Below are 18,279 nucleotides of genomic sequence, written 5' to 3' on the forward strand. Positions count from 1 at the left end.
TTGAAAGTCTATGCTTCATTAAAATTTACGGTAAATACCAATTTTCTATGGACAATCTGCCGAATAGAGGAACGTATTCCAGTAACGTTTTATGTGTAAATATGTAAAGCTGAAAATTAGGTTGTTAGTTGCGTATTGGAATTGGATGAATTTGTAGCAATTTTGCCAAGTCCAATACTTTTTGTGGTGTGTATAATGTTTTTTCTAAATCATTTACTTCTAAAGTTCCTGCTTTTGCTTTGAACACAAATGATTTATAAGGTAATTTGGCTACTTCTTGGTTGAAATTAACACCGTGTTTTTTAATGAGCGTTTTGGTAACTATTTCTATTTCTGTTTGAATTGTAGTTCGTAACTCTTCAATTTCTCGAATCCAAGTACGTTGTTTGGTTAAGAATTCTTGAATTTCTGGTTCTTTCTTATAATCGAGTTTGTCTAATTGTCGATATACCTGATCAATCTTCATTTGTTCCCAATCTTTGGCTTCTAGGACAGGAATTTGCCAATCTGATTGTTGTTGTTTCCAGTGATCAGTCTGTACTTGTACTTGATGGACTTTGAAACTAGGTAATTCAATCGCTGTTAACTTTCCTGCATGACAAGCGCCTGTGTCAATTCCGTAAGTATTGTTTTTGACTTTTGGAATTTCGCCAACCACATGATGTCCGTAAATAATGGGTTTTTCTCCTGAATAATAGTCAGACCAATAGGTTCCTTCTTCATAATTACTTTCCAAATAACGACTTCCTGAAGTAGTTCCTGCAAGGACTTCTTCTTTCTGTTTGTACAAACTTTTATCATGTTCAAAAAAAGCATGTATTATAATAGCTTCTGGTGTTTCATAATAATACGGAAGCGTTTCTAACCATTTACAAAAATCGTCATATTCATCCCTAAATTGCACTTTCACAATTTCTTGCGAATAGCTTAAAACTCCATTCAAATGTTTGCGTTCATGATTGCCCATTAATAAATGGAATTCTTTCTATTCTTAAAATAATGATATAGTTCTACTGATTTATTTCCACGATCTACAATATCACCAAGAGAAATGACCAAATCATCGTCTGTCACACCAATTTGCGCTATAAGTTCAATAAATTCATCGTAGCAACCGTGAATATCGCCAATTATATATGTTTTGCTCATCGTATTTTGATGATTTTTAAGAAATCGAATCAAAAGTAAGCATTGATTCAATTTGCTGTTTAGAAATGCCCTTTGTTTTTGTGACTTTCCAAACCTCTTTTTTTTCAATACCAATATACCAACTTTTTACTTCGCCATTTTTAATATCATATACCATCAAACTCCCTTGATGATTTATGGTAGAGTTTGAAGAAATCCAAAAACAAAGACCGTTTTGAAGGCGCCTAGAAATTACATTTTTTTTATTTTCTATTGATGGTTGTAGTTGATGAAATGGTACTAAAAAACGAGTGTTGTTTATATCCTTTTTTCTAAATTTTGTTTCTGATAATACACGATTTGGATGAAAAGGCGGAATTGTAATTTCAGTATTCCAATATGGTTCTAATACAAAAGGAATTTCAGGATTTGATTTGCTATCATATTCCAAAAGTTGTTTTCCTGAGTAATTCAACCATTTATGATCAAACCAATTCTTGATTCGAATTATAGAAACTTCACTAGGATCAAAATAGGTAACAAGATAATGAATAATTGTTTCTACGATTACTTGAAAATCTTTAGCGTCAGTTGTATCAAAAGGGATTTGTAGTTGACTCATAATAAAGAGAGAAATTCACAATTGTTATTCTCCAAGAACGATCATGAAAGGAACTTTTTCTCGTACTTCAAGTTGTTTATGATAATCTAAGTTGTCATATGCTTTTCCATACAAGTTTATACTTTCTTTATTTCGAATGGTTTTTAATGTAGTTAATAGGTGCGCAATTGGTGTTACTACATCTTGGTATGTAGCACTTTTAGTTGGTTCTAAAATATATGCAACTTTCTTTTTAGAATTCCATTGCATAAATTTTTCAGTAAGTTGCGATGCTGACATTTCTTCATTGTCAATACTAAATGATTGATGATTGACCACAATTACCTTTGACTCTGTTTTTTCAGGGTTAGCCTTTATATATTCACGTGAAATGCTCGGCGGCGGTGGCGGTGGCGGAGGAATCATTCCTGCTTCTTCCGTGTCATTTGATTTGTTTTTCTTCTCTGATTCAATCTTTTTAAAAACTGTTTCAACAACAGATACTGCATTTTCATCACTAGGAAGTTTGTATTGAAATCCTGTTGTCTTTCTTCTTGGAATTCTTTGGTGCGTATCAGATTTACATGCAAAAAGAACAGGTAAGGCATTCATTTTCCGAAGTTCACTTAGAACAGAAGCTAATTTTGTATATGGAAGATCTTTGTCAACAACCAATTCTGTCATAAATAATGGTTGTAGACCAATGTTATGCTTTATTCCATCATACAACAATTCAAATATTTTTGCTCTCAGTGCACTCAATTTAATTTTTTCCCGCTCAAGTGTCATTTGTCCTTTTTTATCAATAGTAATGGTAATGTAGTCATGTGGATTTGTGTCGACTTGAACAGTTTCAAAAGTAGGAACCTCTATGTTTTTTTGTGCAATGGTACAACTCACAAGGAATAATGCGGCAATAGTAATGTATATTTTCATAAATGTGATATCGTGTTTTAATGATTAAATATACAGAAACATTCCAGTTTTAGTAATAAAAGGAAGAATCAAAAGTATTTTAAGCGTATTTATTTAGTTGGGAAAATGTATTTTTTCATAAAGAAAATCACCAATGAGCTCATGCGCTTTTGGGTTAATGTGCAAATCTACATCCCAAAACAGTTTTTCTGAAGTATTTTGCAAAATAGGGAATAAATCATAGTGTTCAACTTGTTGTTCTTGTAGAAACTTTTTCAATAGTTGTGTCATTTCCAAATTGTTGTTCGTCGTTTTAGCATCGAGATCAAATAAAGTTTGTATGTGCTCACGAAATATTGGTTTTACTTCCAGTTTTGACGGCAACAACGTCACAATTAATCGAATGTTTTTTTGTTTACAGAGTTCAATAATTTGTAACAAGTATTCTTTAGCAATTACCATAGAACGCTCTTTTTCTTCAGGAAACGACTCGTAAAATAATAGTTGTTCTATTCCTTGAATATATGGAAATGCTTGTTGTTCGGCTGATTGAAACTTTCTGCGGAAGCGCATAGACCAACTTTTATAGATATTAGAAATACTTGTTCGGTCGTCTTCAAACTTTACAGTTTCTCGAAAATCATTTCCAGTAAATACATTAATTAAAAAGACATCAGGTTTTAGATGCGAGAACTTTTTTAAAAAACCATGGTAATTGCGAAATGTATAATAGCCGACACCACCATTCATACAATTATAATACGTTGTTGTATCTGTAGCGTTTAGTTTTTTTTCCCAAATATTGACAAAAGATTGTGTATTGTAACGTAAAACACCATCGGTATGTGAATCACCAGTAACCAATACGCGAAATTCGTTTGGTGTTTTATCCGCTACATCATTATCATCTCGAAACCCTAGATTGTTAGTGCGTCTTTCAGTAGACATCTTTTGTTGCGGCGTTCCCCAATCATCATACAGGTGAATATTAGGTTTATGCAAAAACATTGCAGTGTCATCAGGAATAAAATATTCTGATTGCTTTTCGCTTGTAAATGAAAAAAATGTTTGAATACGATGTACTTCCATAAAATACATAATAATTGCTAAGATTAATAACAATGCGCATAGCACTAATAGATTGATCTTAACAAGCCGAACATATTTCATACAAAAGCGTTTCGAACAAAGAAACTAAAAATATACAACAAACAAAAAGCAGTCAATGACAATTTTTGGTATAGAATTTTTTAGAAAAAGCATGACAAAAAGCTAGCTTAAAATAGTATATTTTTCAGTACATTTAGCACACCAATACGAAACCGCATTTATGATTTTTGATTATTCAAAATGGAAACCAAGATTAACCACTGATACTGAGAATTATCAAAAAGCGTTGCCGTATCCGCATATTGTTGTAGATGATTTTTTAGAAGTCGCTGCGGCGGAAAAAGCACTGGAAGTTTTTCCAAAAATTAAGGATGAAGGCTGGATTCATTACATTCATGTAAATGAAAAAAAGCATGGATTGAACAAGTTAGAGTTGATTCCGGAATTTATTCGTGATGGTATTATCAAAGAACTGAATTCACCTGAATTTACAAGTTATCTTGAAACGCTTACAGGAATTCCAAATTTGTTGCCAGATACTACGATTGAAGGTGGTGGAATCCACCAAAGTGAAAACGGAGGTTTTTTAAATATTCATGCGGATTTTACCGTACATCCACATAAAAAAACATGGCGACGTCGTGTTAACGTGTTGGTTTATCTAAACAAAGATTGGGACAAATCGTATGGTGGTGCTTTGGAACTTTGGGAAAAAGACATGTCTAAATGTGCCATTAAAATTGAACCAATTTTCAATAGAATTGTCATTTTTAATACGGATGAAGATTCGTATCATGGTTTTCCTGATCCAATTACCTGTCCAGATGATGTCACTCGAAAATCAATAGCATTGTATTACTTCACAGAAGAAAAAGTAGGTTCGTTCAAACGAAGATCCACCAATTATCGAGCGCGTCCAGGAGATGGTTTTAGAGCTGTTTGGATTTGGCTTGATAAAAAAATGATTGCAGCCTATACTTGGGTCAAAGGAACCTTTGGAATCAATGATGATTTTATAAGTAAAGTATTGAATTTATTTCGGAAGAAGAAATAGGTTTTGGACATATTAAACACGTCTTTGCGAGAAGCATAGCGACGCGGGCAATCCGTTTCTTTAGTAAACGGAATTTATTATGTTGCTTGAGATTTTAAGTACTTTTTTAAATTTACTTTTTAATTGGTTTATGCAAGTCATTTTTATATTGATCCAAATTTTCGATATAATTTAAACGTCAATAATACAAGCCATTGGGTAATAGAAACACTCAACAAAACACCAAAAATTTCATAAGTTTCAATGAGTAATACAATCAAGCTCACACTTATAAAAAAAGCAAAAAAGCTAATGTAGATAATGGTGCGTTCTTGGTGATTTTTCATAAGTTCCATCACGTTTAACGTATAAAAATAACAAGGCAAAGCAATGGATGTTCCTACAATATAATATTCATAACTAAAGCCTAATTTTACAAAATATTCCATCACAAACCAAATGGCAAATCCTCCAATAATAGTTAAGGGAATTGAAACGGCATAGAGTTTATATTTTATCTTTTGAACGACTTCATTTGATAAACGATATATGTGTTTTGTAAATGGAATGGTGATATATGCAGCCAAAGCTTGTAGCATTAAAAAAGCGGTAATGAGTAATTGATATTCGGCTAATTGTGATTTTTTTAAATAGAAATCAACCATATAAATATCTGTTTTAGAAACTAGCCAGCCACTTAAACCAAGAATGAAAAATGGCAATCCTAGTTTGAATTCTTGGAATGAAATCTTAACAGAGAACGATTCTTTCCAGAAATTTAGTTGTAAACTTAATACAAGCAACTTACAAAAAGTTGCGACCACGTAAATTTGTAAAAAAGATGATAGATCAAACGTTTCAAGGTAAAAGATACTTCCGAAAATAATTCCAAAACCAATAACTTCTGCCAGTAATTGCGCGCCAAAATTCTGATGATAAACGACCAAGGTGCTTAATGAATTATATAGAAATAACAAGTAAATCAATACAATTGCCCAAGCCGCAATAGTTGTTGGGAAAAAGAAAAAGAAAACTGTAGCAAAAGGAAGAAGCATACAGCGTGATAGCAAATTGCTAAAGAATGCATGATACATTTTACTTGGGTTTTCACTGTAAGTTCGTAACAAGTGATCGCGATTTCCCCAACCAAAAACGAATGAGATAAAAAATACCCAAATCATGACATTGATTAGTTCTGCCCAAGCTTCTTTTCCAAAGATTTTTATACCAAAAACGACAATCAAAAAATTGAAAGCAGGATTGGCATATCCTTGAATGGTGTTAATTCCTATGGTGATTAATCTACGCATTGTATACAGATAAATAAGCGTTGATGGTTTCCGTTTCAGAACTTAGTATAACACGTTCTTTTTTTGAGTTTTCAGTAGCAAGCAGTTTTTCGCAAGCTTCAATCAAGTCTATTTTGTGTTCACAAACGATCCAATTTTCAGAAGCTTTTGCCAATCCGACATTGTGCGAAACGATCTTCATTCCAGCATACAATGCTTCTAAAAACACAAAGCCAAACGATTCGTACATGCTTGTATGTAACAGTATTTTCGATTGTGACATTTTTGTAAAAACTTCTGTTCGCTGTAGATGTCCAAGTAAAGTAATGGTATCTTCTAATTGCAGATTTTTAATTTTTGTTTCCACTTCATTTCGCATGCCGCCATCACCAATAATAGAAACCTTGAGGTTTGTATGTGTTTTTGTTAGAGCAGAAATGATATCGATAAAATCACCATAATTTTTAATCGTATTTAAAGAGCCAACTCCTAAAATATCAATCGTGTTTTTTTGCAAAGCTGGAAATTCAGAAACATCCAAATGCCAGGGAATAATGGAAGAATCTAAACCGTAATTGACTTTCAGTTCTTTTTTATGATTTTTAGAAAGTGTCACTATTTTTGCATTCGAACCAATCAGAACCTTTCCATACGAATTTTTAATCGCCGCATCTTGTCCCATCACAGTTACAACATGATGTATGTTTTGTTTTTTAGCGAATTTTTCTCCAATTCGAGCACATTCGCCAATCCAAAAACTATGAATGGTATCAATTTTTTGTGTTTTATGGAGTTTTTTAAGTGCTTTTGAAGCTTTTCGCCATGTTTGCAATTTTTTCAGACGTTTATTTTGTCCATTTAGCGGAATCACTTGAATACCATACCAATCATATATTTCTCTTGTAAATGGAAACTGAAACGTCAGTAAGGTCAACTTCGCATATGGCAACGCTTTTCGCATACTTTTTAGAAATACTTGTAACGCAGGAATTGTGGTAGAGTCGCTTTCAGATTCCGCAAAACCTGGTGTTAAAAATACGATATGTTGGTTCGTGTTGTTCAAGTTTTTTTTCTTTTAGATTCCTGCCTTCTCAGGAATGATATTCAGTTTCGTTTTGTCACTCTGCACTTTTATGGGATCTACTTTTTAATTCCGCTTTGCTACATAAAAAATCACTCGAACTGACTTTTTTATTTTCATTCCGAAGGAAAGCTGAGCTGAGTCGAAGCATCCCATTCCACATTCGTAAATACTAAATCTGTTGATTTAATCATTTCGGGGTTACGTTGCAAATCGTCAAATGTAATTCGTGTGCCATCACTTTTATAAATGTATGTATAAGCTTTTACATCTTTGAATAAATGTTGAATTTCTTTGCGAATTTTTTTCTTAAATATGGAAAAGCCAAACGTATTTTCTAATCGCATAAAAACCTTATTTAAGAATTTTGAAGGAATGTATTTGTGATACATATTTTCATTCAAAAAACTATAATGAAATGAAACGTATAATGTTGGGAACTTTACTTTTTCTATAGCTTTTCCAATTGTTGGTAGAATTCGAAATTCAGCACCTTCTACATCCATTTTGATGAAATCTACCGTTTGAATATTTTCGTTTCCCAGAAATTCAGCTAGTGAAACGGTATTCAGTTCTAGTGAATTTTCAGTATCGCGTTTGCGTTCCAAAATACTACTTGAAGAGGCTCCATATTGATTGCGAGCAGACAAACGAACGGTTTCTTTTTTATCTGAAATTGCCGTTTGATAGATTTTTATTTTATCCGCAATAGCTGGATTCAATTCAACATTTCTATTCAACTCGCTAAAACACACAGGATCAGGATCGAGTGCATGCACTTCTTTAGCCGTTTTTGCAGCGTATAATGTTAAAACGCCACTCCAAGAACCGATATCCAATACCACAGAATTTGAAGTTACGAAATGATCAAAAATGGCAAAGGTGTGCGGTTCCCAATCAATGGAATTTATATAACTCCAGTAGTGTTTATTTTGTCCAGGATCTACCTGAAATATTTGATTTTTAAGCTGGATTTGCATGCTAAAAGGTATCTAAATCTGAGTAGGTAAATATAAACTCTTTTAAATCGATTTCTGGATCAAAATCTAAATAACCTACCAACCACGATTCTTTTGGTTTGGTAATAGTTTGTAATAGTTTCGCCATTGCAGAGTGTTCGTCTACTTGAAACAAAAATTCTGTAATCCCTAAGAAAAATGCTTTTCGTTTCAGTTTTTTCAAGGCTTTTTGTAATGCTTCTGAAGATGGTGCATAAAACATTCCTACATGAATAATTGCCTGAATCTTTAACCAAAACACACAATCGTCGATTTCTACACAGTAATGACTTTTGAAACTATTTTTATAATTAATGAAATTTGCATCAAACTTTAATCGGAACTTTTCTTTGTGCTCCGAAGTCAATTTTTCAATGGTATTTTGAGAAACATGCTGCTTAAAAAAAAGATCGTAGAGGTTGGTCCAGCGTAACTTATTCAATACTTTTCCAATGGGAAGCGTGTTGACTTTTACATGAAAACGTTGTAAATGTTCGTGTTCTTTCCAGCCCAATTTTTTAGTACTGTAATAGGTGTTTTCGCTATGAAAAGCATATACATATTTTATGTCATGTTCTTTCATAATTTCATAGGCGAGTCTGGCCAATTCGTAGTGCAAACCTTTCCGTTGATGGTTTGGTAGTGTATATGAATCACAGGCATGTGCTACATAAATTTCACGATTGTTATTTATAAATTTTTGCGGAACAGCACCATAAAAAGCTACTGGAATGTCGTCGCAATACGCGATGCTACATATATAATTAACACCAACATACGATGTATTGTATTTGTTTTGTAGGTACTTAAGCGTGACTTTCTTTTTAAAGACTTTCCAGAAGAGTTCTTTGATCGCAGGAAAATCATTGTTGTCCACACGTTTGAGGCGATATATTTCTTTGTATACGATCATTTTCTAAAAATAAGTACCTTTTAACAAACAGGCTAATTGTTGCTCTAAAGAAATGTACGGATTCATGACAAAACGATTTTTCCATACTTCATTTCCCATATCTTTTTTAGTATTGTAATCTACCAATAATAGTCTTTCAAAACCTATTTCTGTGCAATATTCAGCTACTTCTTGATTGTAATATCCAAACGGAAACGCAAATTCAGTAATCGGTTGTTTACAGATCGCTTCTAACTGTGTTTTACTGTTTAAGATTTCTTGTTTGGCTTCTTCAAGTGGAATATCTACTAAACTTGCATGCGTTTCTCCATGTGCACCAATGGTAAACAAAGGATTGTCCGCAATTTCTTTAATTTGTTGTGCATTCATCAACATCCAATAATCTTCATATTTCTTTGGCGGTAGTGCTTCCCAATCGTCTTTAAAAACTTCATAAATCATTTTCAAAACCTCATACGGCAAGGCTTTGGCAACATTTTTCATGGAAACGCCATTCCAGATAAATTCGTTCTTATCATTTTTTTGATAGTGATTTCGTTCTAGAACGACTTCTTCTTTATTGGTGTGATACGAAACTACATCAAGAAAATCGGCCCATAAATATGGAGCTTTTTCATGAATCGTAGTAATATAAAAACATGCAGGAACGTTGTATTTTTCTAAAATCGGAACTGCGTATTTGTAATTGTTCAGATATCCATCATCAAATGTTAATGCAATATTCAGTGTGTCTTTTTTGAATTTTTTTTGATAGAAATCGTCTAGCGAAATTACATTGTAATGAGTGGTAATGTATTTGATGAATTCTTCAAAAAACATCCTTGAGATGAATCGGCTGTTGTATTTAGTTTCGCCAACTTGGTCAATTCCGTGATACACTAGAATACGTTCGCCATAGCGATTTTTCAAAAGTAACTTTCCAAAGCCGAGTTTGAATAACATCGTTTTGTAGAGTAAACTTAGCCGATATTTGATACGCATCCAGAGCATATTATTGAATTTGATATAATTTCCATCCTTCCGAATGAGTTTCTAACACTTTTAATTGATAATTCTGTTCTATAAATTCCCAGTTCAACATAGGATTTTTATCGTTCCATTGTACTTTGTAACGCGCAGGATCAAACAAAATTAAATCGTTTTTTTGAAACTTCTCATAGCGTTCTAAAAACATGTTTTTATATTCAAAATCCAATCCACGACCTTCCAATGCCAAATCTACATCAAAACTATATAAAGTTTTGCCTTCATACGGTTGTATCATAGTAGCCAATTCCTTTTCTATGATGGTTCTTTCAAAAATCAATTTAAAAGTCATCGCAAAAAATACCAACTGTAACACTAAAGAAACTGCAACAATGGTTTTTAAATACTGTTTGATGAATTTGACTTCTGTAAGTTTTACAAATGCAGGAAAAAGTAATAGTAGTATAAGTGGAAATACCAAGCCAATGATTCGTGGATTTTGGAATGGAATTCCAGCCAAAAACAGAATGTATATACCACTACAAATAATCAATACTTTCTGGTGAAATGTGAATAATGATCTGTAGTTTTTGATCGTAATGATACTTAAAATGCTTCCTAAAAAGATAAATCCAGGATGAAAAAATACATACAGCGCATACATTAAATTTGGAAATAAATAACTTGTAGTGCCATCTCCTGTAGTAAAACTTGATTTGAAATAGTTTCCAAACGACCAAGTCTGTAAAAACGGGTTTGCAGAGGCTTCAAACAATGCGCCCCATTGAAAAATTAAGAACGGAATTGAAACGATAATACTTATGATTCCAGCGATGAATAATTGTGCAAACCTTTTTCGTTCCCAAACCAAGTACAAACCATAAACGATGATTGGAAATGTGATACATAATGATGCATAACGTGTCATTAAAGCACAAGTCGCAAAAATGAAAATAGGAGCTAAGCTTGTTTTTTGAAGATATGATTTAAAGAAAAAGTAAAACGACAATACTACAAAAGCCAACGTCAATGCATCCGACATTACTATAAGTCCCATCTTTAATAAAAACGGGCAGAATATTCCAAAAATCAATACGTAAAAAAAGCTGTGTTTTGATGTTGGATATAAAAGTTGAATGGTTTTTAAAATGTACACGCAAGCAACTCCTAAACTGACACAACTTATAAATTGCAAGGCAAAAGCAGTACATCCAAACACAAAACCTAGTAAACTTCCCAATGTTGGGTATAGTACTGGCCAAAAGTAGTTTCCTGGATGCACACCATCAGTTATATATTCTTGAATAGCATTTGCATAACGAAGATATTCATAGGAATCTTGTCCGTACAAACCGTCAAAACCAACAATACGTAATGCGAATACTAAGAGAAGCGGAATGGAAAAAAGCGTCAAGTACTTGTAAAAAAAAGCAGTTAATTTAGACAATTTCAATGTTAGTTTTGTTTTGCGTATCTAAATATAGTTGTTAAATTGTCGATCGTAAAAAATTACCAATATTTTTTGTGTTTTATGCGCAAATAAGTCAAAATTCATGATCAATTCCAAAAAAGTAATTATTGTACTTCCGGCATACAATGCTTCGGAAACGTTGCAAAAAACCTATAATGAAATTCCGTTTGATATTGTGGATGAAGTCGTGTTGGTAGACGATCATAGTACGGATGAAACATTACATGTTGCCAAAGAACTAGGAATTCGACACTTGGTAAAGCATGATCAAAATAAGGGATATGGAGCAAATCAAAAAAGCTGTTATAAAAAAGCATTATCGTTAAATGCCGATATTATAGTAATGTTGCATCCAGATTATCAGTACACGCCAAAGTTGATACATTCTATGGCGTATTTGATTGCGAATGATGTGTATCCTGTTGTGATGGGATCGCGAATTTTAGGGAAAGGCGCGTTGCGTGGAGGCATGCCGATGTATAAATACATTGCAAATCGATTTTTAACTTTATTTCAAAACATTGTGATCAATCAGAAATTATCTGAATACCATACTGGATTTCGCGCATTTTCAAAAGAAGTATTGAATTCATTGGAATTGGAGCACAATTCAGATGATTTTATTTTTGACAATCAAATGCTGTGTCAAATTTTTAATAAAGGTTTTGAAATTGCTGAAATTACCTGTCCAACAACCTATTCTAGCGAAAGTTCATCTATCAACTTTCAACGTAGTGTTACGTATGGTTTGGGTGTTTTGAAAGTATCTATCCAATATTTTCTACACAAAAACAAAATAAAGTCATTTCAAATATTCAAATAGTCAGTATATTTATGAAAAATAATTGCCCATTTTGAAAAAAAATAAAATCTTACTTTATAACCCAATTGCAGTCTTCTTTGATATGCCACTTGCCCTATTGGCGATTGGTTCTGTGTTAGATCCTGAAAAATACGAAGTTATTATTGTAGATGGTCGTATAGATGAAAACCCTTTAGATACTATAGGAAAGCATATTGATGAAGCTTTGTGTTTTGGGACAACTGTATTGACCGGAAGACCAATAAAAGATGCGTTAAAAGTAACGCAAGCAGTTAAAAAAATGCGCCAGAACATTCCTGTAATTTGGGGCGGATGGCATACTTCTTTATTTCCAAAACAAACACTGAAAGACGAAATTTGTATTGATGTCACTGCACAAGGACAAGGAGAAGATACGTTTAGAGAACTAGTCGAAGTATATGCGACAAATGGCGATATTTCCAAAGTAAAAGGAATTTGCTACCGAAATGAGGAAGGTGAAATTATTAAGAATCCCCCACGTGTTATTGTCGCGATGGATACTTTTGCCGATATCAATTATGAATTGATTGATGTCGAAAAATATTTTGAAAAGAAAGGAAGAAGACAATTAGATTATATTTCTTCAACAGGTTGCTATTTTAGATGTACATTTTGTGCCGATCCTTTTGTATATAATAGAAAATGGACTGCAATTTCACCTGAAATTATGGTGAATAAATTGGCTGAATTGCATGAAAAATATCAGTTTACCGATTTGAATCTTCAAGATGAAACCTATTTCACATACAGAGATCGTGTGATTGAAATCTCGGAACGTATGATTGAAAAAGGCTTGAATATAACATGGGCTGCTACAATGCGTGCTGATCAAGGTTCACGTATGTCTGTGGAAGATTTTAAAATCTGTGCCAAGTCAGGATTACGACGTTTATTGATTGGAGTAGAATCTGGTTCCCAAGAAATGATGAACTGGTTGAAAAAAGACATCAAAGTAGAGCAAGTATATATGTGTGCAGAACGTTGCAAAGATTTAGGAATTGCAGTACAATTCCCATTCATTGTAGGTTTCCCAGAAGAAACAGATCAAAGTATCCGAGAAACGGTCAAAGTTGCACTCGATTTAAATAGTATGCACCCTAATTTTCATACACCAATTTTCTATTTTAAACCCTATCCAGGAACGACCATTACTGATAATGTTGTAAAACAAGGATATAAGCTTCCTGAGACGGTTCATGAATGGTCTGATTTTGATTTTGTAGGTTCGGCAGGTCCGTGGGTAAGTGAAGAAAAGTATGATTTTTTTGAGAAGTTTAAATTCTATTTGAAATTTGCATATTCGAATCAAAAATTGATTTATAAACCTTTACAATTGCTAGCAAGATGGCGTTGCAAGCACAAATACTTTAATGTACCTGTAGAAAAGAAAATTGTGGATACTTTCTTTAAGAAACAGCAATTGGCGTAGTTGGTTTTTAGATCGCTTTCGCTTTAGATTATTAGCTCGCTTCGCTGTTAGAACGCGCTTTATCGCTTTTAGACTTTTCTTACTGTTGCGAAATTCATTATGAAACTAGCAATTTTCTAAGAAAATATAATGAATCCTGACTCCAACAATCTTGACTCCTTTTAGTCACTAATTCACGAATGTTTTCTTTTGCTCGGAATTTTTGTTAGAAATTAATTAACATATTGGTACATTTTCAAATTTTCAAATTGAAAAAAATTAATTTAGAATTTTTTTAAGATCATTTGTTATCTGTTCTGCGGTTAATTCAGCACCAGATTCATTGAAGTGAAAATCATCGTAGAAAGACTCCGTTGTTTTAGGGAGTTCTAAGTCGATGTAAGGAATGTTTTCTTGCGCGCATACCATTCGTAAGCGTTCATTAAACTTGTTCATTCCTCCGTATAAAGCCATTGTACTGTAAAAAGCTTCGTTGTTTTGAAAACCACTAGTCAACATTATTTCTTCGTATTGTGGTTCTAATCTAGGTTTCCACATAGTTGCTTGCGAAACAAATACCAAACGTATATTTTTTTCTTTTGCTTGCTGAATTAAGTCTCTGATATTTTCTTCATAGCGTGTTAAACCTGTTGTCAAATCTGGTAATTCGTCAAGAATTTTAGACTTTTTTCGCAAGGCTCTGATATCTAAAACTGTTTGGGTTAAATGATTTTTATGGTTGAAATAGAATTTAATATTCTTCTTCGCTCTAGAAGCTAATTTGTATAACGTTAATTTTTTGTACCAAGGCAAATAATCATCTGGAATGTGTTGAAATGCAAATTTTTTGAGCTTTAATTCAGGTAGATTTAAATAGAGATCAGAAGAAATTAAATAGGCTACTAAATCATTCACACCTTGCATGATGATCACTGTTTTTGTGTCCGCTAATTCAGGTTTTTTTAGCATTTCTTCTAATTGAAATACATGGTGATTGCTATTATTTCCTGGTCTCCCAAAATTTCCAACCCAATATTGATTCCCTAACTTTTTCTCAATCAAAGCAGCCCAAGTTTTTTCTTGTGTCAATGCAAAACATGCAGCGGTACTTCCTCCAAAAACCATGATTTTGTGTGCAGCATTTTTATAATCTGAAATAGAACGCGCGCCTAATTCGTCAAAAGAAACTTCTGAATCTTGGTGAATTCCAATGATTTCGTCTGTATTAATTTCCCAAACAAATCCAGAGTTTGGTGTGTTGACATAATAATCGGTTGGGAAAACTTGAATAAGCGAAAGTATAATTTCAACAATAATCAATAATACAAGTGTGACTATTCCTGAAAAGGCTAATTTTTTAAGAAATCGTTTTGATAAAAGTTTCATGTATTACAAATTTTTTAAAATATTTTAGAAAGATACTAATGTAAAATGACTTTTAAATTATTTAATCAAAATCTATGTCCCAATGATTTCTTAGTGAGTGCAGTTTTGGGACAACGCATGACTTTTTATCATCTTCTGGCGATATAAAAATTGGAATTAAATCTCCTTTTTTATGATCACTTTGAATCGGGAATTTAGAGGTGAGCGACTCTCCAATAATTTTGTTTCCTTTTTGAGTTTCGTATTCATAATGGACTAAGGTTCCTTGTCCTATTTTGGTTATAGGTAATCCAGATTTAGGAATCATGGAAACTATTTTTCCTTATGAAACATTCCCAAATTTATACAGTTCAAGTTCCTTTTTTAACTTCAAAATCGCATATATTAAAAAAGGCAATCCTATCAGTAAAAGAGATAGTGGAATAAGTAAGAAGAGCCAAATGGGAAAATTATAAGGCTTTAAATCTTTTATGATGGAACTTCCGTTAAATGTTTTAATCGCAATACTTTTTCCGATATGTAATTTTGCGATTCTTCTTTCTTCTAAAACTTTATATTTTGCTGTAGTTTTTGTGCCATTTATATCATATTTATAGCTTATAATAGTTGGATGTATACCATTAATAGTAATGTTGTGTTTCAATGGCAACAATCATGGCGGTATGTTCTTTCCCTTTTTCATTAATTAAATCATAATCAACTTTTGGGTACATCATTGTCATACGAAGAAAATACTATTGATAAAATAATAGTAATAAATAGTGGCAATATTGTAAACATAAAGCCAAAAAACATGGAAAGTGGCCTCTTTTTTTATGATAGAAAAAATCGTTGAAAATTTTACTTTTCTTGGTAAACTATTCATTGTGTTTAATATGTTTTATTTAACTCTTAAAGACATACCAAGAAAAAGGCGAATCTTTTTTACCTAAAATTTTATGGATGATGTTCTTTTTGTATGCATACCAAACCTCAAAATCACGCACAGTTTTTTCGTCATGATGATGATAGTGTGGCGTCATTTCTGGAACACCAAGCTCGGTATAATAGTTTTTTGTACGTTCTTTCGCAGCAGCAATTTCTTCCATTTTATAAAATGGACTATCAATGATATGGATCTCTCCATTTTCCGTTAAAAATGTCTTTAAAAGCGAAAGTAAACCTTCAAAATCCTGAAAATATTGAATGGCGCCATTAAGTGTGATGATATCAAACAAGGTTTCACATTTCTTAGAAATTTTAAAAATATCTGCATACACAAAGTGTAGATTTTTCTTTTTGAAGATACGTGCTGCTTGTTCTAGTTCTTCACGATTTACATCCAAACCAACTACTTGATTCTCTGTTGAAACTTCTGCAATTTTATTAGAAAACCAACCATTTCCACAACCAATTGTTAATATATGTTGCGGATGCTTCTTCTTTGCAACATGTGTCAAAAAACGTTCTGTGGATTTAATCCGATATGGCCACTCATCTTTGGGTAAATAGGGTAGCTTACGGACTTCTGTATCCGATAGAACTCGATTTTCTTTTTCACGTATAGCAAGATAATGTTTAGAAAAGCTAGGATCTTCAGGAGTTAAATAATATACATTTTGTTGTTGGGTAATACGACTAAAATCTAATTTCATTTATAAAGTTTCATGGCAGTTTGCGCTAGTAAGGATTTCGTTTTTAACTTCACAGAAGTGAGTAAACTTCGATTTTTTCCTTTTAGCTGTTCTTTATTATAATTGACTTCATTTACGATTCGGCGAACGGCAAAATCGTAAAATTTTCGTGAATATGTACGTTTAAAATCTATTTGTCTGTCGGTAGATGTATTCCATTCAGGTTGAACAGTTATTTTATCTTCAATTTCATTATATAGCGATGTTCCTTTAATAGGATATGCAACCGTAATGGTAAAATGTGTTGGATTGGCAGCTTTTAAGTAATCAATTGTTTCATTAATGTCTTGTTCATCTTCGCCAGGATATCCAACCATGATAAATGTTCCTGTTTCCATGCCAAGTGCGTTGGTTTTTTGAATAGCAGTTTTTACCACATCCACATCCACACGACGATCCATAGCATCTATAATTTTTTGGGAACCACTTTCGGCACCAATCCAAATGCGAAAACAACCAGCTTCTTTAAGTAATTGTAAAATATGATCGTTCAAACGTTCTGCACGCGTAATACATTCAAAAGGAATAATTGCGTCCTGTTTTATAACTTCTTCATGGAATTTTTCAATCCATTTGTGACTTACGCTAAATACATCATCAACAAACCAAATACTATCGGGTTGATATGTTTCTTTCAACATTTTCAATTCAGTAGCTACCATATCTGCAGGTCTTCTGCGATAACTCTGCCCATAAACCGCAGTACTACACCATTTACAGGTATACGGACAACCACGTTGTGTACTCACAGTCATGGAACTTTGTCCATGATGTGTCTTCCAAGCATTTAAATATTTTTCTACAGGAATTGCAGCTCTGTTAGGCAATGGTAATTCCTTTAAACTCTTCATACGCATACGCGCAGGCGTTTTTACAACTTCATCATTTTCTATGTATGCAATTCCATGAATTTCACTATAATCAGCATCTGAAATTATAGCTTGATATAGTTCTAATGTTGTTTGCTCACCTTCACCGATAATTAAAAAATCAGCGCCAGTTTTGAGGTAATTTTCACAATTATAGGTAATATCTGGACCGCCTAAAATAATTTTTGGAAAACCATAGCTAGCATCATTTTTTAAGAGTTGTATCAAAGAAATTACATTAATTTTAGTCATTAAATTGGTGTAAATGGCAATGACTTTTGGTTGCTTTTCTTCGATAAACTTTAATTGTTCTTCTTTAGAATAAAACGTAGAATCATACACATGATTTTCTACCTTGTTTTCATTCAAATACGAAGAAATATACAACAAACCCAACGGAGCATACGGACGCATGATACTTTGCTCTTTCTCATCTTCAAAAAGATAATATGTGTGTGTGAGAATGATACTCATTTTAGTGGGCTGCTGGTTGTTATTTGTCCAATCGTATAAATACAATACTGTAAATATAAAGATGTTTTATTGACTTCTAAAATGAGAAGTACAGTATATGCTTATTTAGAAAAGATAATA

The 18,279-nt window shown here is 32.7% G+C and carries 19 protein-coding genes; 3 read left to right on the top strand and 16 right to left on the bottom strand.

Annotated features, from left to right (window positions below; all coding sequences use genetic code 11):
- Positions 1-124 precede the first annotated feature (124 nt).
- The 5 genes from MK119_RS14325 to MK119_RS14345 form a co-directional block, all read right to left on the bottom strand.
- Entirely contained in the window at positions 125-967 is an 843-nt protein-coding gene (locus tag MK119_RS14325; protein ID WP_290680043.1) for a metallophosphoesterase, read from the bottom strand.
- Positions 967-1,149 carry a metallophosphoesterase gene (locus tag MK119_RS14330; RefSeq protein WP_290680045.1) on the bottom strand — a complete coding sequence of 61 codons (183 nt, stop codon included), beginning with the start codon at positions 1,147-1,149 and terminating at the stop codon, positions 967-969. Before MK119_RS14330 ends, MK119_RS14325 begins: the two co-directional genes overlap by 1 nt.
- Before the next feature lie 16 nt (positions 1,150-1,165).
- The gene (locus MK119_RS14335) at positions 1,166-1,750 is read right to left on the bottom strand and encodes a hypothetical protein (RefSeq protein WP_290680047.1); all 585 of its coding nucleotides are present in this window, start codon (positions 1,748-1,750) and stop codon (positions 1,166-1,168) included.
- A gap of 24 nt (positions 1,751-1,774) precedes the next feature.
- Complete coding sequence (locus MK119_RS14340) at positions 1,775-2,665, bottom strand: biopolymer transporter ExbD (RefSeq protein WP_290680049.1); 891 nt, start codon at positions 2,663-2,665, stop codon at positions 1,775-1,777.
- Between the two features lie 93 nt (positions 2,666-2,758).
- Positions 2,759-3,814, bottom strand: coding sequence for an SGNH/GDSL hydrolase family protein (locus MK119_RS14345; RefSeq protein ID WP_290680051.1), 1,056 nt, complete (start codon positions 3,812-3,814; stop codon positions 2,759-2,761).
- A gap of 160 nt (positions 3,815-3,974) precedes the next feature.
- On the opposite strand from MK119_RS14345, the gene MK119_RS14350 reads away from it, so the two are divergent.
- The gene (locus tag MK119_RS14350) at positions 3,975-4,808 is read left to right on the top strand and encodes a 2OG-Fe(II) oxygenase (protein WP_290680053.1); all 834 of its coding nucleotides are present in this window, start codon (positions 3,975-3,977) and stop codon (positions 4,806-4,808) included.
- Positions 4,809-4,951: 143 nt separating this feature from the next.
- On the opposite strand, the gene MK119_RS14355 is transcribed toward MK119_RS14350, so the two are convergent.
- The 6 genes from MK119_RS14355 to MK119_RS14380 all read right to left on the bottom strand — a co-directional run bounded on the left by MK119_RS14355 (position 4,952) and on the right by MK119_RS14380 (position 11,481).
- The gene (locus MK119_RS14355; RefSeq protein ID WP_290680054.1) at positions 4,952-6,097 is read right to left on the bottom strand and encodes a hypothetical protein; all 1,146 of its coding nucleotides are present in this window, start codon (positions 6,095-6,097) and stop codon (positions 4,952-4,954) included.
- Positions 6,090-7,139, bottom strand: coding sequence for a glycosyltransferase (locus MK119_RS14360; RefSeq protein ID WP_290680056.1), 1,050 nt, complete (start codon positions 7,137-7,139; stop codon positions 6,090-6,092). The genes MK119_RS14355 and MK119_RS14360 overlap by 8 nt, the downstream gene beginning before the upstream one ends.
- A 134-nt stretch (positions 7,140-7,273) precedes the next feature.
- A complete protein-coding gene (locus MK119_RS14365) occupies positions 7,274-8,137 on the bottom strand; it encodes an FkbM family methyltransferase (RefSeq protein ID WP_290680058.1) in 864 nt (287 codons plus the stop codon).
- Position 8,138: 1 nt separating this feature from the next.
- Complete coding sequence (locus MK119_RS14370) at positions 8,139-9,068, bottom strand: GNAT family N-acetyltransferase (protein WP_290680060.1); 930 nt, start codon at positions 9,066-9,068, stop codon at positions 8,139-8,141.
- A 3-nt stretch (positions 9,069-9,071) separates the two neighbouring features.
- Entirely contained in the window at positions 9,072-10,010 is a 939-nt protein-coding gene (locus MK119_RS14375) for a polysaccharide deacetylase family protein (RefSeq protein ID WP_290680062.1), read from the bottom strand.
- A gap of 49 nt (positions 10,011-10,059) precedes the next feature.
- Complete coding sequence (locus MK119_RS14380; RefSeq protein WP_290680063.1) at positions 10,060-11,481, bottom strand: hypothetical protein; 1,422 nt, start codon at positions 11,479-11,481, stop codon at positions 10,060-10,062.
- Between the two features lie 106 nt (positions 11,482-11,587).
- On the opposite strand from MK119_RS14380, the gene MK119_RS14385 reads away from it, so the two are divergent.
- Complete coding sequence (locus MK119_RS14385) at positions 11,588-12,328, top strand: glycosyltransferase family 2 protein (RefSeq protein ID WP_290680065.1); 741 nt, start codon at positions 11,588-11,590, stop codon at positions 12,326-12,328.
- Between the two features lie 31 nt (positions 12,329-12,359).
- On the top strand, positions 12,360-13,778 hold the full coding sequence (locus MK119_RS14390) for a radical SAM protein (RefSeq protein WP_290680067.1): 1,419 nt from the start codon (positions 12,360-12,362) through the stop codon (positions 13,776-13,778).
- Between the two features lie 258 nt (positions 13,779-14,036).
- Here MK119_RS14390 and MK119_RS14395 read toward each other — a convergent pair whose 3' ends face one another.
- From MK119_RS14395 to MK119_RS14415, 5 genes are all read right to left on the bottom strand, one after another.
- Positions 14,037-15,143 (bottom strand): SGNH/GDSL hydrolase family protein, encoded by a 1,107-nt coding sequence (locus MK119_RS14395; protein WP_290680068.1) that lies wholly within the window; start codon positions 15,141-15,143, stop codon positions 14,037-14,039.
- Positions 15,144-15,204: 61 nt separating this feature from the next.
- Positions 15,205-15,450, bottom strand: coding sequence for a hypothetical protein (locus MK119_RS14400; RefSeq protein WP_290680069.1), 246 nt, complete (start codon positions 15,448-15,450; stop codon positions 15,205-15,207).
- A gap of 15 nt (positions 15,451-15,465) precedes the next feature.
- Complete coding sequence (locus MK119_RS14405) at positions 15,466-15,786, bottom strand: hypothetical protein (protein ID WP_290680070.1); 321 nt, start codon at positions 15,784-15,786, stop codon at positions 15,466-15,468.
- 241 nt (positions 15,787-16,027) lie between these two features.
- A complete protein-coding gene (locus MK119_RS14410; protein ID WP_290680071.1) occupies positions 16,028-16,777 on the bottom strand; it encodes a methyltransferase domain-containing protein in 750 nt (249 codons plus the stop codon).
- A complete protein-coding gene (locus MK119_RS14415) occupies positions 16,774-18,159 on the bottom strand; it encodes a radical SAM protein (protein WP_290680072.1) in 1,386 nt (461 codons plus the stop codon). The genes MK119_RS14410 and MK119_RS14415 overlap by 4 nt, the downstream gene beginning before the upstream one ends.
- Positions 18,160-18,279: the final 120 nt, after the last annotated feature.

The organism is Kordia sp. (genome assembly GCF_022447245.1).
Lineage (GTDB): Bacteria > Bacteroidota > Bacteroidia > Flavobacteriales > Flavobacteriaceae > Kordia.